Below are 23,632 nucleotides of genomic sequence, written 5' to 3'. Positions count from 1 at the left end.
TCACTTCACCACAGGCAGGTTGTCGGCGCGCCAGCTCGAGACGCCACCGGCCAGCTTGGCGGCGGTGTGGCCGGCCTTGACCAGCTCGGCGCAGGCAGTGCCCGCGTGCTGGCCGATGGCATCGACCACGATCAGGGTCTTGCCCTTGTATTTTTCCAGCTCGCCGACGCGGCTGGCCAGTTTGTCCTGGGGAATGCTCAGCGCGCCGACGATGTGGCCCGCGGCGTAGTCCTTCTTGTTGCGGATATCCACGACCACGCCTTGGTCGCTGTTGACCAGCGCAGTCAGCTCGCGGGGGCTGAGGCTTTTGGCGCCCTTGCTCATTTCCAGCATGATCAGCATGACCAGCAGGACCACGAACGCGGTCACGAGCAGATAGTGATTTGTGGCGAATTCAATCAGGTGAGCGACCATCAGCGGGTTCCAGGGCGTTAAAATGTCGGCCAGTATACACAGCCGCCAAGTCCGGCCAAAGCCCGCCGGACGGAACCGCTCGGCCTGATTGCGGGTCTGTGCTTGTTGTTCTTGCACCCGCGGTGAAATAAACCGCCATGATTCGTCACGCAGGCCCGCAATGCCCTAAAATGCCGGGCTTCTCCTGAATGCTCTTCTGACATAGCGAGTGGGATCCATGACAGCCACGCCCAAACCCTTGGTCCTGATCATCCTCGATGGTTTCGGTCACAGTGAAAACCACGAGTACAACGCGGTCTATTCGGCTCGCAAGCCGGTGCTCGATGCCCTCATGGCACGCCAGCCCAATGGCTTGATCTCGGGGTCGGGCATGGATGTCGGGCTGCCCGACGGGCAAATGGGCAATTCGGAAGTCGGCCACATGAACCTGGGGGCCGGGCGTGTGGTGTACCAGGATTTCACTCGCGTGACCAAGGCCATCCGCGACGGCGAGTTCTTCACCAACCCCACTATCTGCGCAGCCGTGGACAAGGCCGTGGCCGCCGGCAAGGCGGTGCACTTCATGGGCCTGCTGTCGGACGGTGGCGTGCACAGCCATCAGGATCACCTGGTGGCCATGGCCGAACTGGCCGCCGGGCGCGGTGCGCAGAAGATCTACCTGCACGCCTTCCTCGACGGCCGCGACACCCCGCCCAAGAGCGCCCAGGCCTCGCTGGAACTGATGGACGCCACGTTCGCCCGCCTTGGCCGTGGGCGCACCGCCAGCCTGATCGGCCGCTACTTCGCCATGGATCGCGACAACCGCTGGGAGCGCGTCAGCGCGGCCTACAACCTGATCGTCGATGCTGCCTGCGAATTCCACGCGGCCACTGCCGTGCAAGGCCTGCAGGCCGCCTACGAGCGCGGCGAGAGCGACGAATTCGTCAAGGCCACCACGGTCGGCGAGCCGGTTCGCGTCGAAGATGGCGATGCCATGATCTTCATGAATTTCCGCGCCGACCGTGCGCGCGAGCTCAGCCGCGTATTCGTCGAAGACGATTTCCACGATTTCCCGCGCAATCGCCAGCCCAAACTGGCCGGCTACGTGGGCCTGACCCAGTATTCGGCAAAGATCCCGGCACCGGCGGCCTTTGCTGCCACCGGCCTGACCAACGTGCTGGGCGAATACCTGGCCAAGAACGGCAAGACCCAGCTGCGCATCGCCGAAACCGAAAAGTACGCCCACGTGACGTTCTTCTTCTCCGGTGGCCGTGAAGAAGAGTTCCCCGGCGAAGAGCGCATCCTGGTGCCCTCGCCCAAGGTGGCGACCTACGACCTGCAGCCCGAGATGAGCGCGCCGGAAGTGACCGACCGCATCGTCGAAGCCATCGAGCAGCAGCGCTATGACGTCATCGTGGTCAACTACGCCAACGGCGACATGGTCGGCCACAGCGGCATCATGGCTGCAGCGATCAAGGCGGTCGAGTGCCTGGACACGTGCGTGGGTCGCATCGCTGCGGCACTCGACAAGGTCGGCGGAGAAGCGTTGATCACCGCCGACCACGGCAACTGCGAGCAGATGGAAGACGTCTGCACCGGCCAGGCGCATACCGCGCACACCACCGAGCCGGTGCCGTTCATCTACGTCGGCCAGCGTGACGTCAAGGTACGCGCCGGCGGCGTGTTGGCCGACGTGGCGCCCACCATGCTCTGGCTCATGGGCCTGCCCAAGCCCGAAGAGATGACCGGCACCTCGATCCTGGTACAAGGCTGACCCATGCTCCGCGCCCTGATGTTCCTGACCCTGACATGCCTGCTCGGCCCGGCCTTCGCCGACGAGCGCGCGCAAACCCAGCAGCAGATCGACGCCACCCGCAAGGACATCGCCGAGCTGCAGAAAACCCTTGGCAAGTTGCAGGCGGAACGCTCCGGGGTGCAGATGGAGCTGCGCACCACCGAAACCGAGATGGGCAAGCTGGAAAAGCAGGTGGAGGCCCTGCAGAAAGAACTAAAAAAGACTGAGGGCGAACTGGAGCGTCTGCAAGGCGAGAAAGCCAAGCTCCAGGCCGCCCGGGTCGAACAGCAACGTCTCATTGCCATCCAGGCCCGCGCGGCCTATCAGAGCGGGCGCCAGGAATACCTGAAACTGCTGCTCAATCAGCAGAATCCGGAGAAGTTCGCCCGCACCCTGACTTATTACGATTATCTGAGCCAGGCACGCCTGGAACAGTTGAAGAACTTCAACCAGACCTTGCACAAGCTGGCGGGTGTGGAAAAGGACATCAATCTGCAGCAGGCGCAGTTGCTGGTGCAGCAAGGCAATCTGGACAGCCAGCGCGAAGACCTCGACAAGGTGCGCAAGGAGCGTCAGGTCGCCCTGGCCAAGCTCAACGATCAGTACAAGCAAGGCGACCAGAAGCTGCAGACGCGTCAGCAGGACCAGGAAGACCTGGCCAAGGTGCTCAAGACCATCGAGGAAACCCTGGCACGCCAGGCTCGCGAAGCCGAGGAAGCGCGGCAGAAGGCCCTGCTGGCCGCCCAGGAGGCTGAAAAACGCCGCCAGCGCGAAGCGCAGGCGGCGGCCACCCGAGAAGCGCCAGCACCCGCACCACAGGCCCCTCGCGCACCGAGCGGCCCGCTGGTGTCGAGCAGCGGCGAAAGCTTCGGTGGTGCATTTGCTTCGGCGCGGGGAAAACTTCCATGGCCTGTCGATGGTCGACTGTTGGCACGTTTCGGGGAAACCCGCGGCGACGATGTCCGCACCAAATGGGACGGGGTCATGATCAGTGCCTCGGCCGGTAGCCAGGTGCATGCGGTGCACGGTGGCCGAGTGGTGTTCGCCGACTGGTTGCGCGGCGCCGGGCTTCTGGTCATTCTCGACCATGGCAATGGCTACCTCACCCTGTACGGGCACAACCAGACCCTGCTCAAATCGGCCGGTGACGTGGTCAAGCCCGGTGATGCCATCGCCACCGTAGGTACCAGCGGCGGGCAAAGCACGCCAGCGCTGTATTTTGCAATACGCCAGCAAGGCAAGCCGACCGACCCCTCGCAATGGTGTCGAGGCTGACTGGCGCAGTCGTTCAAAAGCAGCCCTCAAAGGCGCGAACCCGTATCAGGAGTCTGTTAGACATGCCGCATCTGTCCCGCCTTACCTCGCTGGCCCTGACGATCGCCGTGGCCTGTGCTGCCCCGGCAGTGATCGCCGCCGATCTGGCTCCCCAGCCCGCCCGGTCGGTCGGAACGGCTCCGGCCGCCGCACCGTTGCCGCTGGACGAGCTGCGGACCTTCGCCGAGGTGATGGACCGCATCAAGGCGGCCTATGTCGAGCCTGTGGATGACAAGACGCTGCTGGAGAATGCCATCAAGGGCATGCTCAGCAACCTCGACCCCCACTCCGCCTACCTGGGCCCCGAGGACTTCCAGGAGCTGCAGGAAAGCACCAGTGGCGAGTTCGGCGGCCTGGGCATCGAGGTGGGCAGCGAGAACGGCATGATCAAGGTGGTTTCGCCCATCGACGACACGCCAGCCTCCAAGGCCGGCATCGAAGCCGGCGACCTGATCGTCAAGATCAACAACCAGCCCACCCAGGGCCTGAGCATGACCGAGGCCGTCGATCTGATGCGCGGCAAGCTCGGCGAGAAAATCACCCTGACCCTGGTGCGTGACGGCGGTACGCCGTTCGACGTGACCCTGGCCCGCGCCACTATCCAGGTCAAGAGCGTCAAGGCGCAGTTGCTGGAAAACGGTTATGGCTATTTGCGCATCACCCAGTTCCAGGTGAAAACCGGCGAAGAAGTCGGCAAGGCCCTGGCAAAGCTGCGCAAGGACAATAACGGCAAGCTCAAGGGCCTGATTCTGGACCTGCGCAACAACCCCGGCGGCGTACTGCAAAGCGCCGTGGAGGTGGCCGACCACTTCCTCACCAAGGGCTTGATCGTCTACACCAAGGGCCGTATCGCCAACTCGGAACTGCGCTTCTCGGCAGACCCTGCCGATGCCAGCGAACGGGTGCCTTTGGTGGTGCTGATCAACGGCGGCAGCGCCTCGGCGGCAGAAATCGTCGCCGGCGCACTGCAGGACCACAAGCGCGGCATCCTCATGGGCACCGACAGCTTCGGCAAGGGCTCGGTGCAGACCGTGCTGCCGCTCAACAACGATCGCGCCCTGAAGATCACCACGGCGTTGTACTACACGCCCAATGGCCGCTCGATCCAGGCCCAGGGCATCATCCCGGATGTCGAGGTACGTCAGGGCAAGGTCACCCGCGATGCCGACACCGAAAGTTTCAAGGAAGCCGACCTGCAAGGTCACCTGGGCAACGGCAACGGCGGCGCCGATCGACCTTCGGGCAAGCCGGTGATCGGCGCCCGCAAGGCCCGGCCACAGGACGACGACTTCCAGATCAGCCAGGCGCTCAGCCTGCTCAAGGGCCTGAGCGTGACGCGCGGCAACTGACATGCGCCGCATTTCGTTGCTGGCCATGCTGTTGCTGCTTGCCGGCCCGACCTTCGCCGGGCCGGCATACCTGAGCCTGATCATCGATGACCTGGGCCAGTCGCCGGCCCAGGACAGCCGTACCCTGGCCCTGCCCGGCCCGGTCACTTTGGCGATCATGCCGGATACCCCCCATGCCGCAGACTTTGCCCGCCAGGCGCACAAGGCCGGCAAGACCGTGATGGTGCACATGCCCATGGATCCTGCGACCGGCCCGTTCGCCTGGCGACCCGACATGCCTGCCAGTGAGCTACTCGCTCGCCTGCAGGCCGCGCTGCGCGCCGTGCCGTATGCTGCAGGCCTGAACAACCACGAAGGCAGCCGCATGACCTCGCAGCCCGAGGCCATGGCCCTGTTGATGAACGAGCTGCAGCAGCACGGCATGTTCTTCGTCGACAGCCGCACCAGCGCCGCCACCGTGGCCGCCGCCAAAGCTCAGGGCATTGGCCTGGCCAGCCTCTCGCGGGACGTCTTCCTGGATGACACGCGCACTGTCGAGGCCATCGCCGGCCAGCTGGAAAAGGCCATAGCCCTGGCGCACAAGCAGGGCACGGTGGTGATCATCGGCCACCCCTATCCACAGACCCTGGAAGTGCTGGAGCGCGAACTACCGCGCTTGAAGGCCAGGGGAGTGGAGTGGATACCGGTCCGGCAGATGATCGGCGAGCGCGGCAACCGCGCCACGGCCGCCCATGGCAAGGGCGGGATCTACCACTGATTCGCCATTGCCCTGTTTCATGGAGTGCCGTGTCTCATAGATAGTCGGCAAATACCCGATCGACGAAGCCGTCGCGGCGCATCTCATCGAGTGATCGTTGCAGGCGCTCGACCACCGCCTGCGGTGTGTCCTTGTTCAGCGCCAGAAACAGCTCGGCGCTGTTGAAGCGCAGCACGGTCTTGAGCCCGTTGATCCCTTCCAGACGTGCCAGATAGCGGCCAGCCGGATCGCCCGTGGCCCACAGGTCGATCTGGCCATCCAGCAACTTGCGTGCGTTGTCCTGGTCGCGCAGGGCGACGATCGGCCGCATGTCGCGCTCGGCAAGGCTCTGCGCAATGGCATCGCCCTTGTAGGCGCCGATCCGGTAGGGCCGGGCCTGGTCGAGGGTTTCCAGGGTGATCGGGCTGTCCGCACGGGCCAGCATGATCCAGTCATCCGGACCCAGTGGGCCAACCCATTTGAAGGCCTGTTCGCGCTCGGGCAGGCGCGCGGTGACGAACACCCCATAGCCGGCATTGCTCAGGGCCAGCTTGTAGATACGGTCCCAGGGAAACCGCAGGGTCATGCTGTAGGGGATGTCCGCCCGGCGGAACATTTCGCGCACGAGTTCCGCTGCGATGCCGCGGATGTTCTCTTCCTGGGCGAAGTTCTTGTCGTTGCTGGCCATGTTGTAGGGTGGGAAGTTTTCGGTCAGCAAGACCATCGAATAGCCTGCCGGGACCTCGGCGTGCACGGGGCTGCCACTGAGCAGCGCAGCACAGAAGGCAAAGGCGAGAAAAGTGCGGTCGAGCATTACGAGGTCCCTGCAGCAAAGGCAACGTCAGAGTGCCGGTCAGGCCGACGGCTGTAAAGCCCTGCAATGATTACGTGACAAGGTGTCTACACCGCGCTGTACAGCAGATTTTCCAAGGCTGTGAGGTCCGGCACCCGCGCTACGGTTTCGCCGACCTGCACCGCCGCCATTTCCAGCGGCTTGAGCGGCACGTCAACGTAGCTGAGCTGGCTGTCGACCCGGCACGAGCGAGGCACGTGCTGGATCAGTACGGCAATGAAACGCGTCGAGGTTTCACCCAGTGCATTGAGCACGACGATACGGGCGCGCTCGCCGATCACCGCTTCGCCGCCGCTGGCCGCTTCGAAGCTGACCAGCGGCAGGCGCAGGTTGCGCCACTCGATCATTCCCAGGTGCCAGCGCGCGGCGCCCAGCACCGGTTCACCGGGCAGATAGTCGATCAGCTCGGCCACCGCCACGTTGGGCAGCAACAGGCTTCGATCGGCCAGGGGCAGCACCAGCGCGGTAAGGCTGTCGCGGCGGCCGATCGCCCGATCAAGCATGGACCTGGCCCCAGCGTTCGATGCATTCCAGCAACTGGCTCTCCTGATAAGGCTTGCCCAGGTACTCGTTGACGCCAATGGCCATCGCCCGCTCGCGATGCTTTTGCCCCGTACGTGAGGTGATCATGATGATGGGCAGGTCCTTGAGCGTGGGATGCTGGCGGATGCGCCGGGCGACCTCGAAACCGTCCATGCGCGGCATCTCGATGTCCAGCAGGAGAATATCGGGGCTGTGTTCCTGCAACAGCGCCATGGCGTCGACCCCGTCCTTGGCGGTCAGCACCTGCATGCCGTGACGCTCGAGCAAGCGACTGGTGACTTTGCGCACGGTCACCGAGTCGTCGACCACCAGGACTTGCAGGCGCCGTACCTGCGCACCGTGCTGATAACCGGCGCGAGCCACGGCCACACCCTGACGGGCCCGCAGCTGAGCCAGCAGGTCGAGGATCAGCACCACACTGCCATCGCCCAGGATGGTCGCACCGCCCAGGCCCGGCACGGCCGCGAACTGGCTTCCCAGGCTTTTCACCACGATTTCGCGGGAGCCGGCCAAGGCATCGACCTGCACCGCCACCTGCTGATCGAACGCGCGCACCAGCAGCACGGGCAACGGTTGGCTCTGCGCCGTCAGCGAGGGGACGGCGAGGCCGTGCAGCAGGGTGCCCAGGTAGCGCAGGTCATACACCCGCCCGGCGTAGCCGTAGCGCGGTGGGGCAGACTGATAGGCATCGTGCAGCTCGCCTGGCATGACCCGCACGATCCCCTCGATGCTGTTCAGGGGAATCGCATACTGCTCTTCGCCACATTGCACCATCAGGGCGCGGTTGACCGAGACGGTGAACGGCAGGCGAATCTGGAACCGCGCACCTTGCCCCGGCCGCGAGTCGATACTCATGGCGCCGCCCAGCTGCTTGACCTCTTCGTGGACCACGTCCATGCCCAGGCCACGGCCGGAGATCTGCGTCACCTTGGTGGCGGTGGAGAAGCCAGGCTGGAGGATGAACTGCAGCACGTCGTGGTCGCTGAGGTCGCTGTGCGGATCCAGCAAACCACGCTTGATGGCCTTGGCGCGAACCGCTTGCAGGGGCACCCCGGCACCGTCGTCACTCATTTCGATGACGATGTCGCCGCCTTGATGAAGCAGCGCCAGGCGAATGTGCCCCGCCGCAGGCTTGCCGGCGGCCAGGCGCTGCTCGAGCGGCTCCAGGCCATGATCGACGGCATTGCGCAGCATGTGTTCGAGCGGCGCGATCATGCGTTCCAGCACGCTGCGGTCCATCTCGCCCTGGGCCTGGCTGACTTCGAACTCGACCTCCTTGCCCAGCGCCTCGGCCACCTGGCGCACTACACGCTGCAGGCGAGGCAGCAGGCGCTCGAACGGCACCATGCGCGTGCGCATCAAGCCCTCCTGCAATTGGCTGTCGACGCGCGCCTGTTGCTGCAGCAACGTCTGTGCTTCCAGGTTGCGGCCGGCCAGGGTTTCCTTCAGATCGAGCAGGTCGGAAGCCGACTCGAACAGGGCCCTCGACAGCTGCTGCAGGTGTGAATGACGGTCCATTTCCAGTGGGTCGAAGTCTTCGTAAGCCTGACCATCGACCTGCTGACGGCTGAGGATGCGGCCTTGGGTTTCGGTATCGAGGCGGCGCAGCTGATCGCGCATGCGCTCGATGGTGGTTTCCATTTCCTGCAGCGCCGCCTGGGCGTCATTGACCTGCTGCTCGATGCGTCCGCGAAAGATTGCAGTTTCCCCCGCCAGGTTGCCCAATTCATCGAGCAGCTCGGCGCCGACCTTGATCACATCGACGGGACCGCGTTCGGCGGCCACCGGTTCGGCAACTGCGGGCTTGGCCGAAGCAGCTGGCCCGGCGGGCCCGGCTGGCTCACTGCCGGCGGCGAATTCGGCGATCGCGGCAATCAGCTTTCCAGCGGCCGGCAACGCCTGCCGCGAGCGGACCGCGTCGAGCATCTGGGCCAGGCGGTCGTGACCCTTGTGCAGCAGGCCAAACAGTTGGCTGGAAGCCTGCAGCTGGCCCTGGGAAATGCGTTCGTACACCGATTCCAGCTCGTGGGCCAGGTCGCCCAGCGGACCGATCTCCACCATCCGTGCGCCACCCTTGAGCGTGTGCAGGTCGCGCAGCAGGTTTTCCGCTTCGAGATGGTTGCCCGGTTCGGCCTGCCAGCGCACCAGTGCCGCGCCTGCGCTCTCGACGATGTCCAATCCCTCTTCGATGAAGATACCCAGCAATTCACCGTCGGCGTCGTCCACCTGCTCGATTCCAGGCTCCAGCGGGCCTGGATGCGACGAGTGCCGAGATGCCCCTTCGTAGCCGGGTTCGCTCAGCCAGCGCCGCTGGGTTTGCTCGATGGACTCCTCGGTGAATGAGGCTTCATCCTCGGCACCTGTCGCAGCGACGTTGCCAAGCAGGGCAAGATCGATCACCGCGCCGCCTTCGCGCTGCACCACACCCATGGCGTGCGGGGCCAGGGCACCCTGCAACAGTGCCCGCAAGGCACGCACGTGGGTGGGCTGGGCCTTGACCTCTTGCCCGGCCGCCAATTGATCGAGCATGCCGATCATGGCTTCCTGGGCCTGTTCGGCCTGCTGGAAAAAATCCGTGCTGACACTCAGGCTGCTTTCTTCGACCGCGCCATACAAATCGAGCAGCGCCTCGCACAGCTCGTCGAGCGCCTGCAGGTCCGTCAGTTGCGCCTGTTCGCCCAGCAGGGTCAGCTGGTCGAGCAGCCGTGGCAACTCCACACGGCTGGCCGGCGTCTGTTGCCAGCGCTGCAGCAAGCGCTCGGCATCGAGCAGGATATCCATGCCCTCGTCGAGCAACCGCTCGATCAGTTGCGGCGCCTGGACCTGCCGGGCATCGCCCAGCGTCTGTACGCCCTGCAGGCGTTCGGTGGTGTGTTCCTGTACCTGCCGGATCAGCTCGCCGGCACCGGGAATGGGCGTCAGCGGCTGCGCAGGCAATTGCAGCAGCTTCTGCCGCATCAGATAGTGGGCATCGCCCAGCAGGCCCAGCGTTCGGGCCTGGAACGGCAGCCGGTGGGCACGCAGCTCGCGGGCCATGACGTCGAAGGCCGTGGCCAGTTCGGCCAGCGGCGTGACACCGGCCACCAGCGCGCTGCCCTTGAGCGTGTGCAGGGCACGCTGCAATTCGTCGGTGACGGCGACGTCGTTGCCCTGCTCGTCCAGGGCTAGAAATCGCTCCACGGCGCTCAGGTGGCTCAAGGCCTCGCTGTGGAAGATCTCCAGCAATTGGGTATCCACGGGTTCGGGCTCCGGGCCCGTCGCGGCATGCGCCTCGCCGTGTGGGTCTGTTGGCGCAGCAGCTGCCAGGCCAGCCTCGGCCACCGCCAGCAGGCCCTCATGGGCAAGCTGCGGTGCTTCGCTGGTGCGCTGCAGGTAATGCTCGACCGCCGCGAGTGCAGCCGTCACCTGCTCCAGGGGCACAGGTACCGATGCCGTCGGCTCGTCCAACAGGTGCGCTTTAACGGCGTCATTGCAGCCTTGCAGCACCGCGGCGGCCCTGGGTAACGGCAGCATGACCAGCGCACCGCGCAGCTGGGTGAGCAGCGGCACCAAGGTGCGCAGCCGTTGCCGGTCCCAGCGGCCGTCGCTGGAATCGGCCAGTATGTCCCTGGCCTCCTGCAGGCCGAAGCGGGTTTCGCGCATCACCAGTTGGCGAATCTGCACCAGGTCGGTGCTGGACGTCTGCTGCTCATCGCGCCCCGGCGTATCGCTGGGTCCCGCCATGCCCGCCAGCGTGGCTTCGACATAGAGCAATGCCCCGGCGACGTCCATCAACACGGCATCGTTGGGCTCGCGGGTCCCCTGCACCAGGCTCTGGATCACCGCCAACTGGTCGATGATGACCTTGCGCGGCTGGCCGAAACCGAGCACAGCCAGGGCATCGGCAATCTGTCGCAACGATGCCGTCAGGCCGTTCAACTCCTGGGTGTACTCGCGACCACCGCGCACGAACAGGTCCAGCTGCTCCTTGACCTTGAGCAACTCCTCGCACAACGCGGGAAGTACGTATTCGTGCCGTTCAGCCATGATCACTCCGCAGTTGCATCGGCACTGGGCGCCGGCAAGGTGAAACCGGACACCGAACGGCGCATCTCGCTGGCCATCTGCGCCAGATTGCCGATGCTTTCAGCCGTTGCACTGGAGCCTGAAGAGGTCTGCTCGGTGATCTGCTGGATCACCGACATGGTGTGCGAGATCTGTCCTGCCGAACTGGTCTGCTGCTGGGCAGCGCTGGAAATCACCTGGATCAGCTCGGCCAGATCCTGCGACACACCCTCGATCTCTTCCAGGGCGATCCCGGCGTCGTGAGCCAGGCGCGCACCGCGCACCACTTCGAACGTGGTCTGTTCCATGGAGATCACTGCCTCGTTGGTGTCGGCCTGGATCGCCCGCACCAGCGTCTCGATCTGCCGGGTAGCCGATGACGAGCGCTCGGCCAGGCGTTGCACTTCGTCCGCCACCACGGCAAAGCCACGCCCGGCCTCGCCAGCCATGGAGGCCTGGATAGCCGCGTTCAGGGCAAGGATGCTGGTCTGGTCGGCAATGTCGTCGATCAGGCTGACGATGTGGCCTATTTCCTGGGACGATTCGCCCAGCCGCTTGAGGCGCTTGGCGGTGTCCTGGATCTGCTCGCGAATGTTGTCCATGCCCTGGATGGTGTTGTTCACCACCTCGCTGCCCTTGTTGGCGATGGTCACCGAACGATCCGCAACCTTGGCCGACTCCCAGGCGTTGGTCGACACCCGGTCGATCGACTGGGCCATGTCGCTGATCGCCACCGATGCGTCACTGATCTGCTGCGCCTGATGCCCCGAGGCCCGCGCCAACTGGTGGGCGGTGGCCTGGGTGTCCTGCACGGCCGTAGCGACCTCTTCGGCGGTGAGGTTGATGGTGGCCACCAGATCGCGCAACTGGTCGATGGAATGATTGATCGAATCGGCGATGGCACCGGTGAATTCCTCGGTCACCGAGGCGGTCACGGTCAGGTCGCCATCGGCCAACCCACCGATCTCATTGAGCAGGCGCATGATCGCCGCCTGGTTGCGCTCGCTTTTCTCTGCGGTCTGGCGCAGTTGCCGTTTGGTTTCGCGCACCATCACCAGGGCGATCAGAATGATCGAAGCCAGCGCCGCCAGGCCCAGCACATAGCCACCGACGGTACCAGCGGAACGCCCGCTGGCCAGGTTCTCGAAGCCGCTGGCCAGGCGCGAGGCTTCTTCCAGAAGGGTCTGCGACTGATTGAAGATATTGCTGGCCGAGGCCCGTACCTGAAACAGTTCGGGCGAGGTTTCCAGGATCTCGTCGACACTGCCCGAGACGAACTGGAACAACTCGGCGATCTCGCGCAAGCGCGCGCGTGCCTCCGGATCTTGTACCTGGGTCACCCGGATCAGCGCATCGCCGTCGAGCATGCCGCCCAGCACCTGGCCGAAACGGTTGGCGTCGCGGCCGAAGCTTTCTGCAGCCTGGGCCGCGCTTTCGTCGCCGGACAGCACTGTGTTGACGGCGCCCAGAATGCGTTCGGCGAGCAACGACTGGCGCTGCGCCACGGCAACCTGGCTGGCTGGCGCGGCGCCGCGCAGCAGAGTGTCGACGACCTTGTCGTACTCGACCTGCAGTTGCGGCACGGTTTCGGCCAGGGTCGCGGCCACCTGATGCAGCGACAGCACCGTCTGTTCGCTGGCCAGGATCGCATCGGAATTGTGGCGCAGCTCGTCCCAGTCGCGCTGCACCAGGCGCATCTGTTCGCGCATCGCCGCGGGGGCCGCAGGCAGCCCGGTGGCGCTGTCGCCCTCCTTGAGAAAACCCCAGCGGCGCTCGAAATCGTTGCGCGCATCGGCCAGCAACTTGAACGCTGCAGCCTTGCCCGCCGCCGCCTCGGTGGCGTTCTTGGCGATGCGCTGCGACAGCACGCGCAATTCGCCGGCATGGCCGATGTACTGCTTGTCGTAGGTGGACTGGGTGTTGAGGTAGGTGAAATTGGCGAACAGCAAAACGATGAAGATCACCAACGCCACGAACAGGCCGATGATCTGCGCGCCGGCTCGGGAGCCCAACAGAGAGTTGCCTGGCCAGCGCTTGGTCATGATGTGGGCCCGTGTAGGGCGAGTCTGCTGGGGGAAGTACGGATACGCATAGGCATGCTCAGAGTGCTACATCCAGGAAAGCGGGGGCGTGTACCAGCCGGGCCGGGCTGAACAAGCACCAGGGGTGTTCACGCAGGAAGTGGCCCTGCAGGAACGGCGCGGCGGCAGCCAGCGCCGTTTCGGGCAATGATGCCTGGTGGTTGGCCGAGCTGAAATGCTGCAGACCTGCGACCTCGTCCACCAGCAGGCCGACGAAGATGTCCGCTCGGTCCACCACCAGCACCCGGTGCTGTTTGCGCTGCGGCGACAGGCCATGGCCGAAGAATCCGCCCAGGTCGATGACCGGCAACAGCCGCCCGCGCAGGTTCGACACGCCCACGACCCAGGGCCTGACCCCCGGCAGCCGCGTGCTGCGTGGCTCGGGCAGCACTTCGGCGACCTCGCCCATGGGCGCGACGTACCAGTGCCCGGCCAGACGAAAACCGATGCCGCTCCAGGTCTGCAGGCGCAGTTCCTGCGAGGGCAGCTCGGCGGCCAGCAGGCGACAACGCTGGTCGATATCGAGCAGCAGGTCGAAGGCGGTGCGTGACTCCAGCATCGGCGTGGGTCAACCGGCCAGGACGGTGTTCAACGTCTGGATCAAGGTGTCCTCGTCCACCGGCTTGGTCAGGTAGCCCTTGGCCCCCTGGCGAGTGCCCCAGACCTTGTCGGTTTCCTGATCCTTGGTGGTGATCATGATCACCGGAATGTGCGCGGTCTCTTCGTCCTTGTGCAACTGGCGGGTCGCCTGGAAGCCGTTCAAGCCGGGCATGACGATGTCCATGAGGACGGCGTCGGGCTTCTCCTGGCGGGCCAGGGCCACACCATCGGCACCGTTCTGGGCCTTGAGCACTTCATGACCGTGCCGTTCCAGCATGCCGGTGAGTTTGTAGGTTTCCGTCTGCGAATCATCGACGATCAGGATTCGAGCCATGCTGTTCCCCATGCGGTAAAGGCCCTGGCACGCGCCAGGGCTGGACAACGTTCGCTACGCGGCGAAACCCGGCACATGGGTGCGGATCGCGGCGAGCAGTTCTTGCTTGCTGAAGGGCTTGGTCAAAAATTGATCCGAGCCGACACTGCGGCCGCGAGCCTTGTCGAACAGGCCATCGCGCGACGACAACATCACCACCGGAATGGCGCTGAAGGCGCTGTTGCTCTTGAGCAGCGCGCAGGTCTGGTAGCCATCCAGGCGCGGCATCATGACATCAATGAAGATGATATCGGGACGTTCGTCGACGATCTTGGCCAGGGCATCGAAGCCATCGAGTGCGGTGATCACTTGGCAGCCTGCCTGTTCGAGCAACAGTTCGGCGCTGCGACGAATCGTCTTGGAATCGTCGATCACCATGATCTTGAAGGCTTCGGACGTTTTCATGGAGGCTCTGATGTGCGCTTGCCCCGACGGGCGCCTTCGCGGGCAATAAAGAAGTCCGAGCCTTTTTAGCACACTCTCCAACAGCGTTCCATCGGCCGCTGCCCCTTGACCTGCGGGCCATGCGGCGCCACCCTGACGCCACTTTCCAAGACCCATTCGCAAGCGGCACGTCCCGCGTACAGGAGCTACCCCATGAGCGTTCGCCTCGGCATTGTCATGGACCCGATCGCCAACATCTCCTACAAGAAGGACAGCTCGCTGGCCATGCTGCTGGCGGCCCAGGCACGCGGTTGGTCGCTGTTCCACATGGAAATCCAGGACCTGTATCAAGGCCAGGGCCAGGCCCGCGCGCGGATGCGTCCGCTAAAGGTCTTCGCCGACCCGCAGCACTGGTTCGAGTTCGAGTCGGAATTCGACGCGCCGCTGGCCGATCTCGACGTCATCCTGATGCGCAAGGACCCACCCTTCGACCTCGAATTCGTCTACAGCACCTACCTGCTCGAACAGGCCGAGGCCGCGGGCGTACTGGTGGTGAACAAGCCGCAGAGCCTGCGCGACTGCAATGAAAAGATGTTCGCCACGCTGTTCCCGCAACTGACCCCGCCCACGCTGGTCAGCCGTCGGGCCGACATCCTGCGCGAGTTCGCTGCCGAACATGGCGACGTCATTCTCAAGCCGCTGGACGGCATGGGCGGCACCTCGATCTTCCGCCATCGGGTGGGCGATCCGAACCTGTCGGTCATCCTCGAAACGCTGACGGCCATGGGGACCCAGCAGATCATGGCGCAGCGCTACCTGCCGGCGATCAAGGACGGCGACAAACGCATCCTGATGATCGACGGCGAGCCGGTGCCCTACTGCCTGGCGCGTATTCCCGCCAGCGGCGAGACTCGCGGCAACCTGGCAGCCGGGGGGCGTGGCGAAGCGCGTCCGCTGAGCGACAAGGACCGCTGGATCGCCGAACAGGTCGGCCCGTCGCTGCGCGCCCGGGGCCTGTTGTTCGTCGGCCTGGACGTGATCGGCGAGCACCTCACCGAGATCAACGTCACCAGCCCGACCTGCATCCGCGAAATCGACGCCGCATTCGGCACCGACATCGGCGGCCAATTGATGGACGCCATCGATCGCAAGCTCAAGGCACGCTGACCCTACGCCCCTGCTCCGGGTTATGATGCACGCCCTTTCAGTTGCCGGGCGCGCATCGCCGCCCGGGTTGCACGCCTGCCGGATTCTTCATGACGCTGCCCGCCGACCTCCCTGCTGAACTGACCCGCATCGGCGCCCGCCCTGCGGATCGGCTGGGTTTTACCCTGTTCCTCGCCGCGCTGCTGCACGTTGCCCTGATCGTCGGCGTAGGCTTCGGCACGCAGCCGCCCACCCAGATCAGCAAGACCCTGGAAGTGACCCTGGCACCGCTCAAGAGCCAGACCGCGCCCAAGGATGCGGATTTTCTTGCCCAGGACAACCAGCAAGGCAGCGGCACCCTGGACAAGAAGGCCGTGCCCAAGACCACTGAAGTCGCGCCCTTCCAGGACAGCAAGATCAACAAGGTGACGCCACCGCCTGCGCCCAAGCCGGTCACCCAGCCCGAGCCTGCACCGCTGAAGAAGGCCATCGCCACCACGGCCCCCCGGCCGGTGAAGACCGAGGCACGACCGCCACCGGTCAAGCCCGACCCCAAGCCAAAGGCCGTTACCCCGGAATTCGACAGCTCGCAGCTGTCCAGCGAGATCGCCAGCCTGGAAGCCGAGCTGTCCCACGAGCAGCAGGCCTACGCCAAGCGTCCGCGCATCCACCGTTTAAGCGCGGCCTCGACCATGCGCGACAAGGGTGCCTGGTACAAGGATGACTGGCGCAAGAAAGTCGAACGCATCGGCAACCTCAATTACCCCGACGAGGCACGCCGCCAGCAGATCTACGGCAGCCTGCGGCTGATGGTGTCGATCAACAGCGACGGCTCGCTCTACGAGGTGTTGGTGCTCGAATCGTCCGGCCAGCCGCTGCTCGATCAGGCGGCCCAGCGCATCGTGCGCCTGGCCGCGCCGTTCGCGCCCTTCACCGGCGATCTGGCCGACGTCGACCGCCTGGAGATCATCCGTACCTGGCGCTTCGCCAAGGGCGATCGCCTGCAGAGCAATTGAGACACATGAAACTGCGCCTGCAAGCTTGTCAGGCTGGCAGGCCGACGCCACACTACAGGTCATGAAAAACGTCGAAACGAGCTACCTCAGGAACCAGTTCCTGATCGCCATGCCGCACATGGCGGACCCCAATTTTGCCCATACCTTGACCTACATCGTCGAGCACACGCCCAATGGCGCGATGGGCCTGGTGGTCAACCGCCTGCAGGACCTGAACCTGGCCGACATACTCGAGCAGTTGCGGCCGGACACCGAACCACCGGCTTCCTGCCAGCAGGTGCCCATCTACAACGGCGGGCCGGTGCAGACCGACCGCGGCTTCGTTCTGCACCCCAGCGGCCCGGTGTTCCAGGCCACGGTCGAGCTGGGCGAGGTCTCGCTGTCCACCTCCCAGGACATCCTGTTCGCCATCGCCGATGGCGCGGGTCCCGAGCAAAGCCTGATTACCTTGGGCTACGCCGGCTGGGAGGCCGGTCAGCTGGAAGCCGAACTGGCCGACAATGCCTGGCTGACCTGCCCCTTCGATGCCGACATCCTGTTCAATACCGACAGCGACCAGCGCCTCGGCGCGGCGGCGGCACGCTTGGGCATCAACCTCAGCCTGCTGACCAGCCAGGCGGGCCACGCCTGATGAGCGCACCCAGACTGCTGCTCGGCGTGGATTACGGCACCAAGCAGATCGGCTTCGCGGTCGGCCAGGTGATCACCGGCCAGGCCCGTGAACTGTGTACCCTCAAGGCCCAGAACGGCGTGCCCGACTGGACCCGCGTCGAAGCGCTGATCAAGGAATGGCAGCCGGACGCCATCGTCGTCGGCCTGCCGCTGAACATGGACGGCAGCCCCAGCGAAATGAGCGAGCGGGCAGAAAAGTTCGCCCGCCGCCTGAACGGCCGCTTCAACATCCCGGTGCACACCCACGATGAACGGCTGACCACCTTCGAGGCCAAGGGCGAGCGCATGGCCCGTGGCGGGCAGCGCGGCAGCTACCGCGACAACCCGGTCGACGCCATCGCTGCCAAGCTGCTGCTGCAAGGCTGGCTGGAGGCGAATGCGCTGGGTGGCAACAGCTGAAGATGACAGCAGCTGCACCCCACCCCACCGTAGCAGCGGTGCAAGCCGCGTCGGGCCTCGACGCATTTTTCCAGATACACCGCGCGACCGCCGACGCGGCTTGCGCCGCTGCTACAGGTGCGGTGCAAGCCGCGTCCGGCCTCGGGGCATTTTTCCAGGCATACCGCACGGCCGCGCCACGTTGCACACCTCTCTTCGGACGATCTCAACCACAGGAGCACACATGAGCCTTCCCAACCCGGCCGAGCTGATCGGCGCGATGGCTGTCGACCTCAAGGCCCATCTGGCCAGGCGCTCCATTGCCGAGCCGCGCTACATCGGCATTCACAGCGGCGGTGTCTGGGTCGCTCAGGCGTTGCTGCAAGCCATGGACAGCAAGGCTGCGCTGGGCACCCTGGACGTGTCGTTCTACCGCGACGACTTCAGCCAGAACGGCCTGCACCCGCAAGTGCGCCCCTCGGCCCTGCCCTTCGAGATCGAGGGCCAGCATCTGGTGCTGATCGACGACGTGCTGATGAGTGGCCGCACCGTCCGCGCTGCCCTCAATGAACTGTTCGACTACGGCCGCCCTGCCAGCGTGACCTTGGTGTGCCTGCTCGACCTGGACGCCGGCGAGCTGCCGATTCGCCCCGACATCGTCGGTGCCACCCTGTCGCTGGCTGCCCATGAACGGGTAAAATTGCTCGGCCCGTCCCCGCTCGCCCTCGAGCGCCAGGACCTCGTTTCCGCCTCCAGCCTTTAAGAGCCCCCGCCATGACGCCTATCGACGCCAAGCGCCCGCTGCAGCTCAATGACCAGGGCCAGCTACGCCATTTTCTTTCCCTCGACGGCTTGTCCCGCGAACTACTGACCGAAGTGCTCGATACCGCCGATTCGTTCCTTGAAGTCGGCGCCCGTGCGGTCAAGAAAGTCCCGTTGCTGCGCGGCAAGACCGTGTGCAACGTGTTCTTCGAAAACTCCACGCGCACGCGCACCACCTTCGAGCTCGCCGCCCAGCGCCTGTCGGCCGACGTCATCACCCTGAACGTGTCGACCTCCTCGACCAGCAAGGGGGAAACCCTGTTCGACACCCTGCGCAACCTCGAAGCGATGGCCGCCGACATGTTCGTCGTGCGCCACGCCGACTCCGGGGCCGCGCACTTCATCGCCGAGCACGTCAGCCCGGAAGTGGCCATCATCAACGGCGGCGACGGTCGCCACGCCCACCCGACCCAGGGCATGCTCGACATGCTCACGATTCGCCGCCACAAAGGCGGCTTCGAGAACCTGTCGGTAGCGATCGTCGGCGACATCCTGCACTCGCGCGTAGCGCGCTCGAACATGATCGCCCTCAAGACCCTGGGCTGCCCGGACATCCGCGTGATCGGCCCGAAGACGCTGCTGCCCATCGGCGTCGAGCAGTATGGCGTCAAGGTGTTTACCGACCTGGAGCAGGGCCTCAAGGATGTCGATGTGGTGATCATGCTGCGCCTGCAGCGTGAACGCATGACCGGTGGCCTGCTGCCCAGCGAAGGCGAGTTCTATCGCCTCTACGGTTTGACCACCGCGCGCCTGGCTGGCGCCAAGCCCGATGCCATCGTCATGCACCCAGGGCCGATCAACCGTGGCGTCGAGATCGAATCGGCCGTCGCCGACGGACCCCATTCGGTAATTCTCAACCAGGTCACCTACGGCATCGCAGTCCGCATGGCGGTGTTGTCGATGGCCATGAGCGGGCAGACGGCCCAGCGTCAATTCGAGCAGGAGAGCGTCCAGTGAGCCTCAGTATTATCGGTGCACGGGTGATCGACCCCGCCAGTGGTCTGGACCGGATCAGCGACCTGCATATCAGCCAGGGGCGAATCGTGGCCATCGGCGATGCGCCCGCCGACTTCACCGCCAGCCAGCGCCTGGACGCCAGCGGCCTGGTGGCCGCGCCCGGCCTGGTCGACCTCAGCGTGTCGCTGCGCGAGCCCGGCTACAGCCGCAAGGGCACCATCGCCAGTGAAACCCGTGCCGCAGCTGCCGGTGGCGTCACCAGCCTGTGCTGCCCGCCGCTGACCAAGCCGATCCTCGATACCTCGGCAGTGGCCGAGCTGATCCTGGATCGCGCCCGCGAGGCCGGGCATGCCAAGGTGTTTCCAATCGGCGCGTTGAGCAAGGGCCTGGAAGGCGAGCAACTGGCGGAACTGATCGCCTTGCGCGATGCCGGCTGCATTGCTTTCGGCAATGGCCTGAACAGCTTCGGCAACCACCGGACGTTGTGTCGTGCGCTTGAGTACGCCGCAACGTTCGACCTGACGGTGATCTTCCATTCCCAGGACCGCGACCTGTCTGCCGGCGGGCTCGCCCACGACGGCCCTACGGCCAGCTTCCTTGGCCTGGCAGGCATTCCGGAAACGGCTGAAACCGTCGCCCTTGCACGTGACCTGCTGCTGGTCGAACAAAGCGGGGTGCGTGCGCACTTCAGCCAATTGACCACCGCACGTGGCGTCGAGCTGATCGAACAGGCGCAGGCCCGCGGCCTGCCGGTCACGGCAGACGTGGCGCTGTACCAATTGATCCTGACCGACGAGGCGCTGACCGGGTTTTCCAGCCTGTATCACGTGCAACCACCGCTGCGCTCGGCGGCGGATCGGGAAGGCTTGCGTGCGGCGGTGAAGAAGGGCGTGGTGCAGGCCATTGCCAGCCATCACCAGCCCCACGACCGTGATGCCAAACTGGCCCCGTTCGGTGCGACCGAGCCGGGTATCAGCAGTGTCGAGCTGCTATTGCCGTTGGCCCTGACCCTGGTGCAGGACGGCTTGCTCGACCTGCCGACCTTACTCGCGCGCCTGGGCCAGGGCCCGGCCGAGGCCATGCGCTTGCCGGCCGGCCGCTTGCAGGTGGGCGCAGCGGCAGATCTGGTGCTGTTCGATGAAGGCGTCTCGACGGTTGCCGGCGAGCGCTGGCTGTCCAAGGGCGCCAACTGCCCGTTCCTCGGTCACACGTTGCCGGGCGCCGTGCGTTACACCTTGGTGGATGGGCATATCAGCTTCACTGGCTGATCCCCCCGCTCCTACAGACGACACCATCCCTGTAGGAGCGGTCAGCGGCCGCGAAGGCCTCACTGTGGTCTGCCTGATGCACCGCACCCACTTCTTCGCGGGCAGAGCCCGCTCCCACAGACGCCCCCCCCGTAGGAGCGGTCAGTGGCCGCGAAGGCCTCACTGTGGTCTGCCTGATGCACCGCACCCACTTCTTCGCGGGCAGAGCCCGCTCCCACAAACGACCATCCCCGTAGGAGCGGTCAGCGGCCGCGAAGGCCTCGCTGCGGCCTCCCGGACACAGCGCAGGGGGCTGCAGCCTTTCCGACCTACCCGCGCTGCGCATTCTTCATCGACACCTGATCATTCAGCGTCCAGAAGTCATAGAGCACGCCTACCAAGAACAACCCCCCAGTCAGCAGGTAGATCACCCCGGTGATCCACTTGCCCATGTACATGCGGTGCACACCGAACAAACCGAGAAAAGTCAGCAGTACCCAGGCCACGTTGTAGTTGGTCTGGCCGCTGTGAAAGCGCATGTCGGCGTGCCGGTCCATGGCCGGAATCAGGAACAGGTCGATGAGCCAGCCAATGCCGAACAGCCCCAGGGTGAAAAACCAGATCGTCCCGGTCACCGGCTTGCCGTAGTAGAAGCGATGAGCACCGGTAAAGCCCAAAATCCACAACAGGTAGCCCATGACTTTGCTGTGGGTATCGTGGATCCGATAGCTGTTCATTGTTGATGTGCGCCCTCTGATATAAAAATTTTCTGAACGGTTTTGTGACTTTTTTGCCCCGTCCCGACGTATGGCATTTCTGTGACCGACATCGGCTGAACCCTTGCAGCACCTGAGTTGCGTGCCGCACAAAGGACAATTCTGCGCCCGATTGGTGCCATTTGCGACCTGCGTGCCTCGACCAGCGGATTAAAAACCACACAAAAAGCTGTTATAAAGTTGCGCGCCTACCCACATGAGCCCTGCCGAATGCGTCCATTTTTCAAGACATGGCTGACCATCTGCCTATTATTGCCCCTGGCCGCCCACGCCACCAATCGTGAGCAACGACTTCCCGCTGGCTTCAATGGCTACACCGCCCAGTCCGCTACCGAACAATCTCAACGCGCCCCACGCATCGTCGTGACCCGCCCTGCCAGCAACAACCAGGCATTGGCCAAGGTTACCGCGGTCAAGGTCGGCAGCGCCTCGTCCAAGCAGAGCAGCGATGTGCTCAGCCGCGCGGTCAACGTGCTTGGCACCCCCTATCGCTGGGGCGGCAGCAGCCCGAGCAAGGGTTTCGACTGCAGTGGCCTGGTCAAGTATGCCTTCAACGACGTGAAAGCCGTTGATCTGCCGCGTACGTCCAACGCCATGGCTGCGGGCCACGGTGTCAAGGTTGAACGCAAGGACCTCAAGCCGGGTGACCTGGTGTTTTTCAACATCAAGAGCCGCAAGGTGAATCACGTCGCCATCTACCTGGGCAACGACCGCTTTATCCATGCCCCGCGTCGTGGCAAGGCCGTGACCATCGACACCTTGAAGAAACCGTACTGGAACACCCACTACGCCGTCGCCAAGCGCGTCCTGCCCAAAGAGCCGGCGCTGCGCATCGTCCAGCGCTGATCCCTCTTTCCGCGACGTGCCCTTCGCGGCCACGGACCGCTCCTACGGATGACCGCAATTGTCTGTAGGAGCGGTCATCGGCCGCAACGCATTCACCGCAGGGCATCAGCCCGACCGCGGTGCGCCCTTCGCGGCCACTGGCCGCTCCTACGGATGACTGCCATTCTCTGTAGGAGCGGCCAGTGGCCGCGAAACGTACGCCACGGTGCAGCGGGATATGCACCGATCAGAAGTTGTCCGGGGACTTGGCCTTTTCGCGCGCCGAGTCGCGGCTGATGATGCCCTGGGCGAGCAGGTTCTTCAGGCACATGTCCAAGGTCTGCATGCCCAGCGACCCACCTGTCTGGATCGACGAGTACATCTGCGCGACCTTGTCTTCACGGATGAGGTTACGAATCGCCGGGGTGCCGATCATGATCTCGTGCGCAGCCACCCGCCCGCCGCCAATCTTCTTCAGCAAGGTCTGGGAAATCACTGCCTGCAGCGATTCGGACAGCATCGAGCGCACCATCGACTTTTCCTCCGCCGGAAACACGTCGACCACCCGGTCGATGGTCTTCGCCGCCGACGTGGTATGCAGCGTGCCGAACACTAGGTGCCCGGTCTCGGCCGCCGTCAACGCCAGCCGAATGGTTTCCAGGTCGCGCATTTCGCCCACCAGGATCACGTCCGGGTCCTCCCGCAACGCCGAGCGCAAGGCGTGGGAGAACCCCAGGGTGTCGCGGTGCACTTCACGCTGGTTGACCAGGCACTTCTTCGACTCGTGGACGAATTCGATCGGATCTTCCACGGTCAGAATGTGATGGTGCTTGTTGCTGTTGAGGTAATCGATCATCGCCGCCAGGGTAGTCGACTTGCCCGACCCGGTCGGCCCAGTGACCAGCACCAGCCCGCGCGGCACTTCGGTAATCTTGCGAAACACATCTCCCATGCCCAGGTCGTCCATGCTCAGCACCTTGGACGGAATGGTCCGAAACACTGCACCGGCACCGCGGTTCTGGTTGAACGCGTTGACCCGAAAGCGCGCCACACCGGGCACTTCGAAGGAAAAGTCGGTTTCCAGAAACTCCTCGAAGTCCTTGCGCTGCTTGTCGTTCATGATGTCGTAGATCAGCGCCTGGACCTGTTTGTCGTCCAGCGCCGGCAGGTTGATACGGCGCACGTCGCCATCCACCCGAATCATCGGCGGCAGGCCTGCGGACAGGTGCAGGTCGGATGCGCCTTGTTTCGCACTGAAGGCCAACAGCTCGGTAATGTCCATGAGACTCCCCAAATACAGACAAGCAGGTAGAATGCCGCAGACCTGA

Annotated in this window: 22 protein-coding genes; 12 read left to right on the top strand and 10 right to left on the bottom strand. The window is 64.6% G+C overall.

What is annotated here, in order from left to right; genetic code table 11:
* Positions 1–414, bottom strand: a complete 414-nt coding sequence (locus IFT76_RS14345; protein ID WP_122480489.1) for a rhodanese-like domain-containing protein — start codon at positions 412–414, stop codon at positions 1–3.
* A gap of 217 nt (positions 415–631) precedes the next feature.
* Between IFT76_RS14345 and gpmI the strand changes: the two genes are divergently transcribed.
* From gpmI to IFT76_RS14325, 4 genes are all read left to right on the top strand, one after another.
* Complete coding sequence (gpmI, locus tag IFT76_RS14340) at positions 632–2,167, top strand: 2,3-bisphosphoglycerate-independent phosphoglycerate mutase (protein ID WP_192058973.1); 1,536 nt, start codon at positions 632–634, stop codon at positions 2,165–2,167.
* 3 nt (positions 2,168–2,170) lie between these two features.
* Complete coding sequence (locus IFT76_RS14335) at positions 2,171–3,463, top strand: murein hydrolase activator EnvC family protein (RefSeq protein ID WP_192058970.1); 1,293 nt, start codon at positions 2,171–2,173, stop codon at positions 3,461–3,463.
* A 62-nt stretch (positions 3,464–3,525) separates the two neighbouring features.
* A complete protein-coding gene (locus IFT76_RS14330) occupies positions 3,526–4,851 on the top strand; it encodes a S41 family peptidase (RefSeq protein ID WP_122480492.1) in 1,326 nt (441 codons plus the stop codon).
* Position 4,852: 1 nt separating this feature from the next.
* Positions 4,853–5,608, top strand: coding sequence for a divergent polysaccharide deacetylase family protein (locus tag IFT76_RS14325; protein WP_192058968.1), 756 nt, complete (start codon positions 4,853–4,855; stop codon positions 5,606–5,608).
* A 34-nt stretch (positions 5,609–5,642) separates the two neighbouring features.
* On the opposite strand, the gene IFT76_RS14320 is transcribed toward IFT76_RS14325, so the two are convergent.
* The 7 genes from IFT76_RS14320 to IFT76_RS14290 form a co-directional block, all read right to left on the bottom strand.
* Entirely contained in the window at positions 5,643–6,401 is a 759-nt protein-coding gene (locus tag IFT76_RS14320; RefSeq protein ID WP_192058966.1) for a substrate-binding periplasmic protein, read from the bottom strand.
* Positions 6,402–6,487: 86 nt separating this feature from the next.
* Positions 6,488–6,943, bottom strand: a complete 456-nt coding sequence (locus IFT76_RS14315; protein ID WP_192058964.1) for a chemotaxis protein CheW — start codon at positions 6,941–6,943, stop codon at positions 6,488–6,490.
* On the bottom strand, positions 6,936–11,009 hold the full coding sequence (locus IFT76_RS14310) for a response regulator (protein WP_192058962.1): 4,074 nt from the start codon (positions 11,007–11,009) through the stop codon (positions 6,936–6,938). Before IFT76_RS14310 ends, IFT76_RS14315 begins: the two co-directional genes overlap by 8 nt.
* A 2-nt stretch (positions 11,010–11,011) precedes the next feature.
* A complete protein-coding gene (locus IFT76_RS14305) occupies positions 11,012–13,069 on the bottom strand; it encodes a methyl-accepting chemotaxis protein (RefSeq protein WP_192058960.1) in 2,058 nt (685 codons plus the stop codon).
* Positions 13,070–13,127: 58 nt separating this feature from the next.
* Positions 13,128–13,667: a chemotaxis protein CheW gene (locus IFT76_RS14300; protein ID WP_192058958.1), complete on the bottom strand. Its 540-nt coding sequence runs from the start codon at positions 13,665–13,667 to the stop codon at positions 13,128–13,130.
* Positions 13,668–13,676: 9 nt separating this feature from the next.
* Positions 13,677–14,042 (bottom strand): twitching motility response regulator PilH, encoded by a 366-nt coding sequence (gene pilH / locus IFT76_RS14295; RefSeq protein ID WP_122480669.1) that lies wholly within the window; start codon positions 14,040–14,042, stop codon positions 13,677–13,679.
* Between the two features lie 54 nt (positions 14,043–14,096).
* Positions 14,097–14,486 (bottom strand): response regulator, encoded by a 390-nt coding sequence (locus tag IFT76_RS14290; protein WP_122714517.1) that lies wholly within the window; start codon positions 14,484–14,486, stop codon positions 14,097–14,099.
* Positions 14,487–14,678: 192 nt separating this feature from the next.
* Here IFT76_RS14290 and gshB point away from each other — a divergent pair, with 192 nt between their 5' ends.
* From gshB to IFT76_RS14255, 7 genes are all read left to right on the top strand, one after another.
* Complete coding sequence (gshB, locus tag IFT76_RS14285) at positions 14,679–15,632, top strand: glutathione synthase (protein ID WP_122795940.1); 954 nt, start codon at positions 14,679–14,681, stop codon at positions 15,630–15,632.
* A gap of 89 nt (positions 15,633–15,721) precedes the next feature.
* The gene (locus IFT76_RS14280) at positions 15,722–16,627 is read left to right on the top strand and encodes an energy transducer TonB (protein ID WP_122480501.1); all 906 of its coding nucleotides are present in this window, start codon (positions 15,722–15,724) and stop codon (positions 16,625–16,627) included.
* Positions 16,628–16,688: 61 nt separating this feature from the next.
* The gene (locus IFT76_RS14275) at positions 16,689–17,258 is read left to right on the top strand and encodes a YqgE/AlgH family protein (RefSeq protein WP_185794913.1); all 570 of its coding nucleotides are present in this window, start codon (positions 16,689–16,691) and stop codon (positions 17,256–17,258) included.
* Positions 17,258–17,698, top strand: coding sequence for a Holliday junction resolvase RuvX (ruvX, locus tag IFT76_RS14270; RefSeq protein WP_122480503.1), 441 nt, complete (start codon positions 17,258–17,260; stop codon positions 17,696–17,698). Before IFT76_RS14275 ends, ruvX begins: the two co-directional genes overlap by 1 nt.
* A 223-nt stretch (positions 17,699–17,921) precedes the next feature.
* A complete protein-coding gene (pyrR, locus tag IFT76_RS14265) occupies positions 17,922–18,440 on the top strand; it encodes a bifunctional pyr operon transcriptional regulator/uracil phosphoribosyltransferase PyrR (RefSeq protein WP_122480504.1) in 519 nt (172 codons plus the stop codon).
* A gap of 11 nt (positions 18,441–18,451) precedes the next feature.
* Positions 18,452–19,456 carry an aspartate carbamoyltransferase catalytic subunit gene (locus tag IFT76_RS14260; protein WP_122480505.1) on the top strand — a complete coding sequence of 335 codons (1,005 nt, stop codon included), beginning with the start codon at positions 18,452–18,454 and terminating at the stop codon, positions 19,454–19,456.
* The gene (locus IFT76_RS14255) at positions 19,453–20,724 is read left to right on the top strand and encodes a dihydroorotase (RefSeq protein ID WP_192058956.1); all 1,272 of its coding nucleotides are present in this window, start codon (positions 19,453–19,455) and stop codon (positions 20,722–20,724) included. Before IFT76_RS14260 ends, IFT76_RS14255 begins: the two co-directional genes overlap by 4 nt.
* Before the next feature lie 308 nt (positions 20,725–21,032).
* On the opposite strand, the gene IFT76_RS14250 is transcribed toward IFT76_RS14255, so the two are convergent.
* Positions 21,033–21,440, bottom strand: coding sequence for an NINE protein (locus tag IFT76_RS14250; RefSeq protein WP_122480507.1), 408 nt, complete (start codon positions 21,438–21,440; stop codon positions 21,033–21,035).
* A 249-nt stretch (positions 21,441–21,689) separates the two neighbouring features.
* On the opposite strand from IFT76_RS14250, the gene IFT76_RS14245 reads away from it, so the two are divergent.
* Positions 21,690–22,325: a C40 family peptidase gene (locus IFT76_RS14245; RefSeq protein WP_122480508.1), complete on the top strand. Its 636-nt coding sequence runs from the start codon at positions 21,690–21,692 to the stop codon at positions 22,323–22,325.
* A 226-nt stretch (positions 22,326–22,551) separates the two neighbouring features.
* On the opposite strand, the gene IFT76_RS14240 is transcribed toward IFT76_RS14245, so the two are convergent.
* On the bottom strand, positions 22,552–23,586 hold the full coding sequence (locus tag IFT76_RS14240; protein ID WP_122480509.1) for a type IV pilus twitching motility protein PilT: 1,035 nt from the start codon (positions 23,584–23,586) through the stop codon (positions 22,552–22,554).
* Between the last annotated feature and the right edge of the window lie 46 nt (positions 23,587–23,632).

Origin of the sequence: Pseudomonas sp. CFBP 13727 (genome assembly GCF_014841915.1) — a bacterium.
Classification (GTDB): domain Bacteria; phylum Pseudomonadota; class Gammaproteobacteria; order Pseudomonadales; family Pseudomonadaceae; genus Aquipseudomonas; species Aquipseudomonas baltica.
This window is presented reverse-complemented; position numbering and strand designations above follow the sequence as displayed.

Bases quoted from the DNA above. Each gene is read 5' to 3' on its own strand.
- IFT76_RS14325 (WP_192058968.1), top strand. From the start codon at position 4,853: ATGCGCCGCATTTCGTTGCTGGCCATGCTGTTGCTGCTTGCCGGCCCG.
- pyrR (WP_122480504.1), top strand. From the start codon at position 17,922: ATGAGCCTTCCCAACCCGGCCGAGCTGATCGGCGCGATGGCTGTCGAC.
- IFT76_RS14335 (WP_192058970.1), top strand. From the start codon at position 2,171: ATGCTCCGCGCCCTGATGTTCCTGACCCTGACATGCCTGCTCGGCCCG.
- IFT76_RS14320 (WP_192058966.1), bottom strand. From the start codon at position 6,401: ATGCTCGACCGCACTTTTCTCGCCTTTGCCTTCTGTGCTGCGCTGCTC.
- IFT76_RS14245 (WP_122480508.1), top strand. From the start codon at position 21,690: ATGCGTCCATTTTTCAAGACATGGCTGACCATCTGCCTATTATTGCCC.
- IFT76_RS14240 (WP_122480509.1), bottom strand. From the start codon at position 23,586: ATGGACATTACCGAGCTGTTGGCCTTCAGTGCGAAACAAGGCGCATCC.
- IFT76_RS14330 (WP_122480492.1), top strand. From the start codon at position 3,526: ATGCCGCATCTGTCCCGCCTTACCTCGCTGGCCCTGACGATCGCCGTG.
- IFT76_RS14280 (WP_122480501.1), top strand. From the start codon at position 15,722: ATGACGCTGCCCGCCGACCTCCCTGCTGAACTGACCCGCATCGGCGCC.
- gshB (WP_122795940.1), top strand. From the start codon at position 14,679: ATGAGCGTTCGCCTCGGCATTGTCATGGACCCGATCGCCAACATCTCC.
- IFT76_RS14275 (WP_185794913.1), top strand. From the start codon at position 16,689: ATGAAAAACGTCGAAACGAGCTACCTCAGGAACCAGTTCCTGATCGCC.
- IFT76_RS14290 (WP_122714517.1), bottom strand. From the start codon at position 14,486: ATGAAAACGTCCGAAGCCTTCAAGATCATGGTGATCGACGATTCCAAG.
- ruvX (WP_122480503.1), top strand. From the start codon at position 17,258: ATGAGCGCACCCAGACTGCTGCTCGGCGTGGATTACGGCACCAAGCAG.
- IFT76_RS14305 (WP_192058960.1), bottom strand. From the start codon at position 13,069: ATGACCAAGCGCTGGCCAGGCAACTCTCTGTTGGGCTCCCGAGCCGGC.
- IFT76_RS14315 (WP_192058964.1), bottom strand. From the start codon at position 6,943: ATGCTTGATCGGGCGATCGGCCGCCGCGACAGCCTTACCGCGCTGGTG.
- IFT76_RS14260 (WP_122480505.1), top strand. From the start codon at position 18,452: ATGACGCCTATCGACGCCAAGCGCCCGCTGCAGCTCAATGACCAGGGC.
- gpmI (WP_192058973.1), top strand. From the start codon at position 632: ATGACAGCCACGCCCAAACCCTTGGTCCTGATCATCCTCGATGGTTTC.
- IFT76_RS14310 (WP_192058962.1), bottom strand. From the start codon at position 11,009: ATGGCTGAACGGCACGAATACGTACTTCCCGCGTTGTGCGAGGAGTTG.
- IFT76_RS14345 (WP_122480489.1), bottom strand. From the start codon at position 414: ATGGTCGCTCACCTGATTGAATTCGCCACAAATCACTATCTGCTCGTG.
- IFT76_RS14250 (WP_122480507.1), bottom strand. From the start codon at position 21,440: ATGAACAGCTATCGGATCCACGATACCCACAGCAAAGTCATGGGCTAC.
- IFT76_RS14300 (WP_192058958.1), bottom strand. From the start codon at position 13,667: ATGCTGGAGTCACGCACCGCCTTCGACCTGCTGCTCGATATCGACCAG.
- pilH (WP_122480669.1), bottom strand. From the start codon at position 14,042: ATGGCTCGAATCCTGATCGTCGATGATTCGCAGACGGAAACCTACAAA.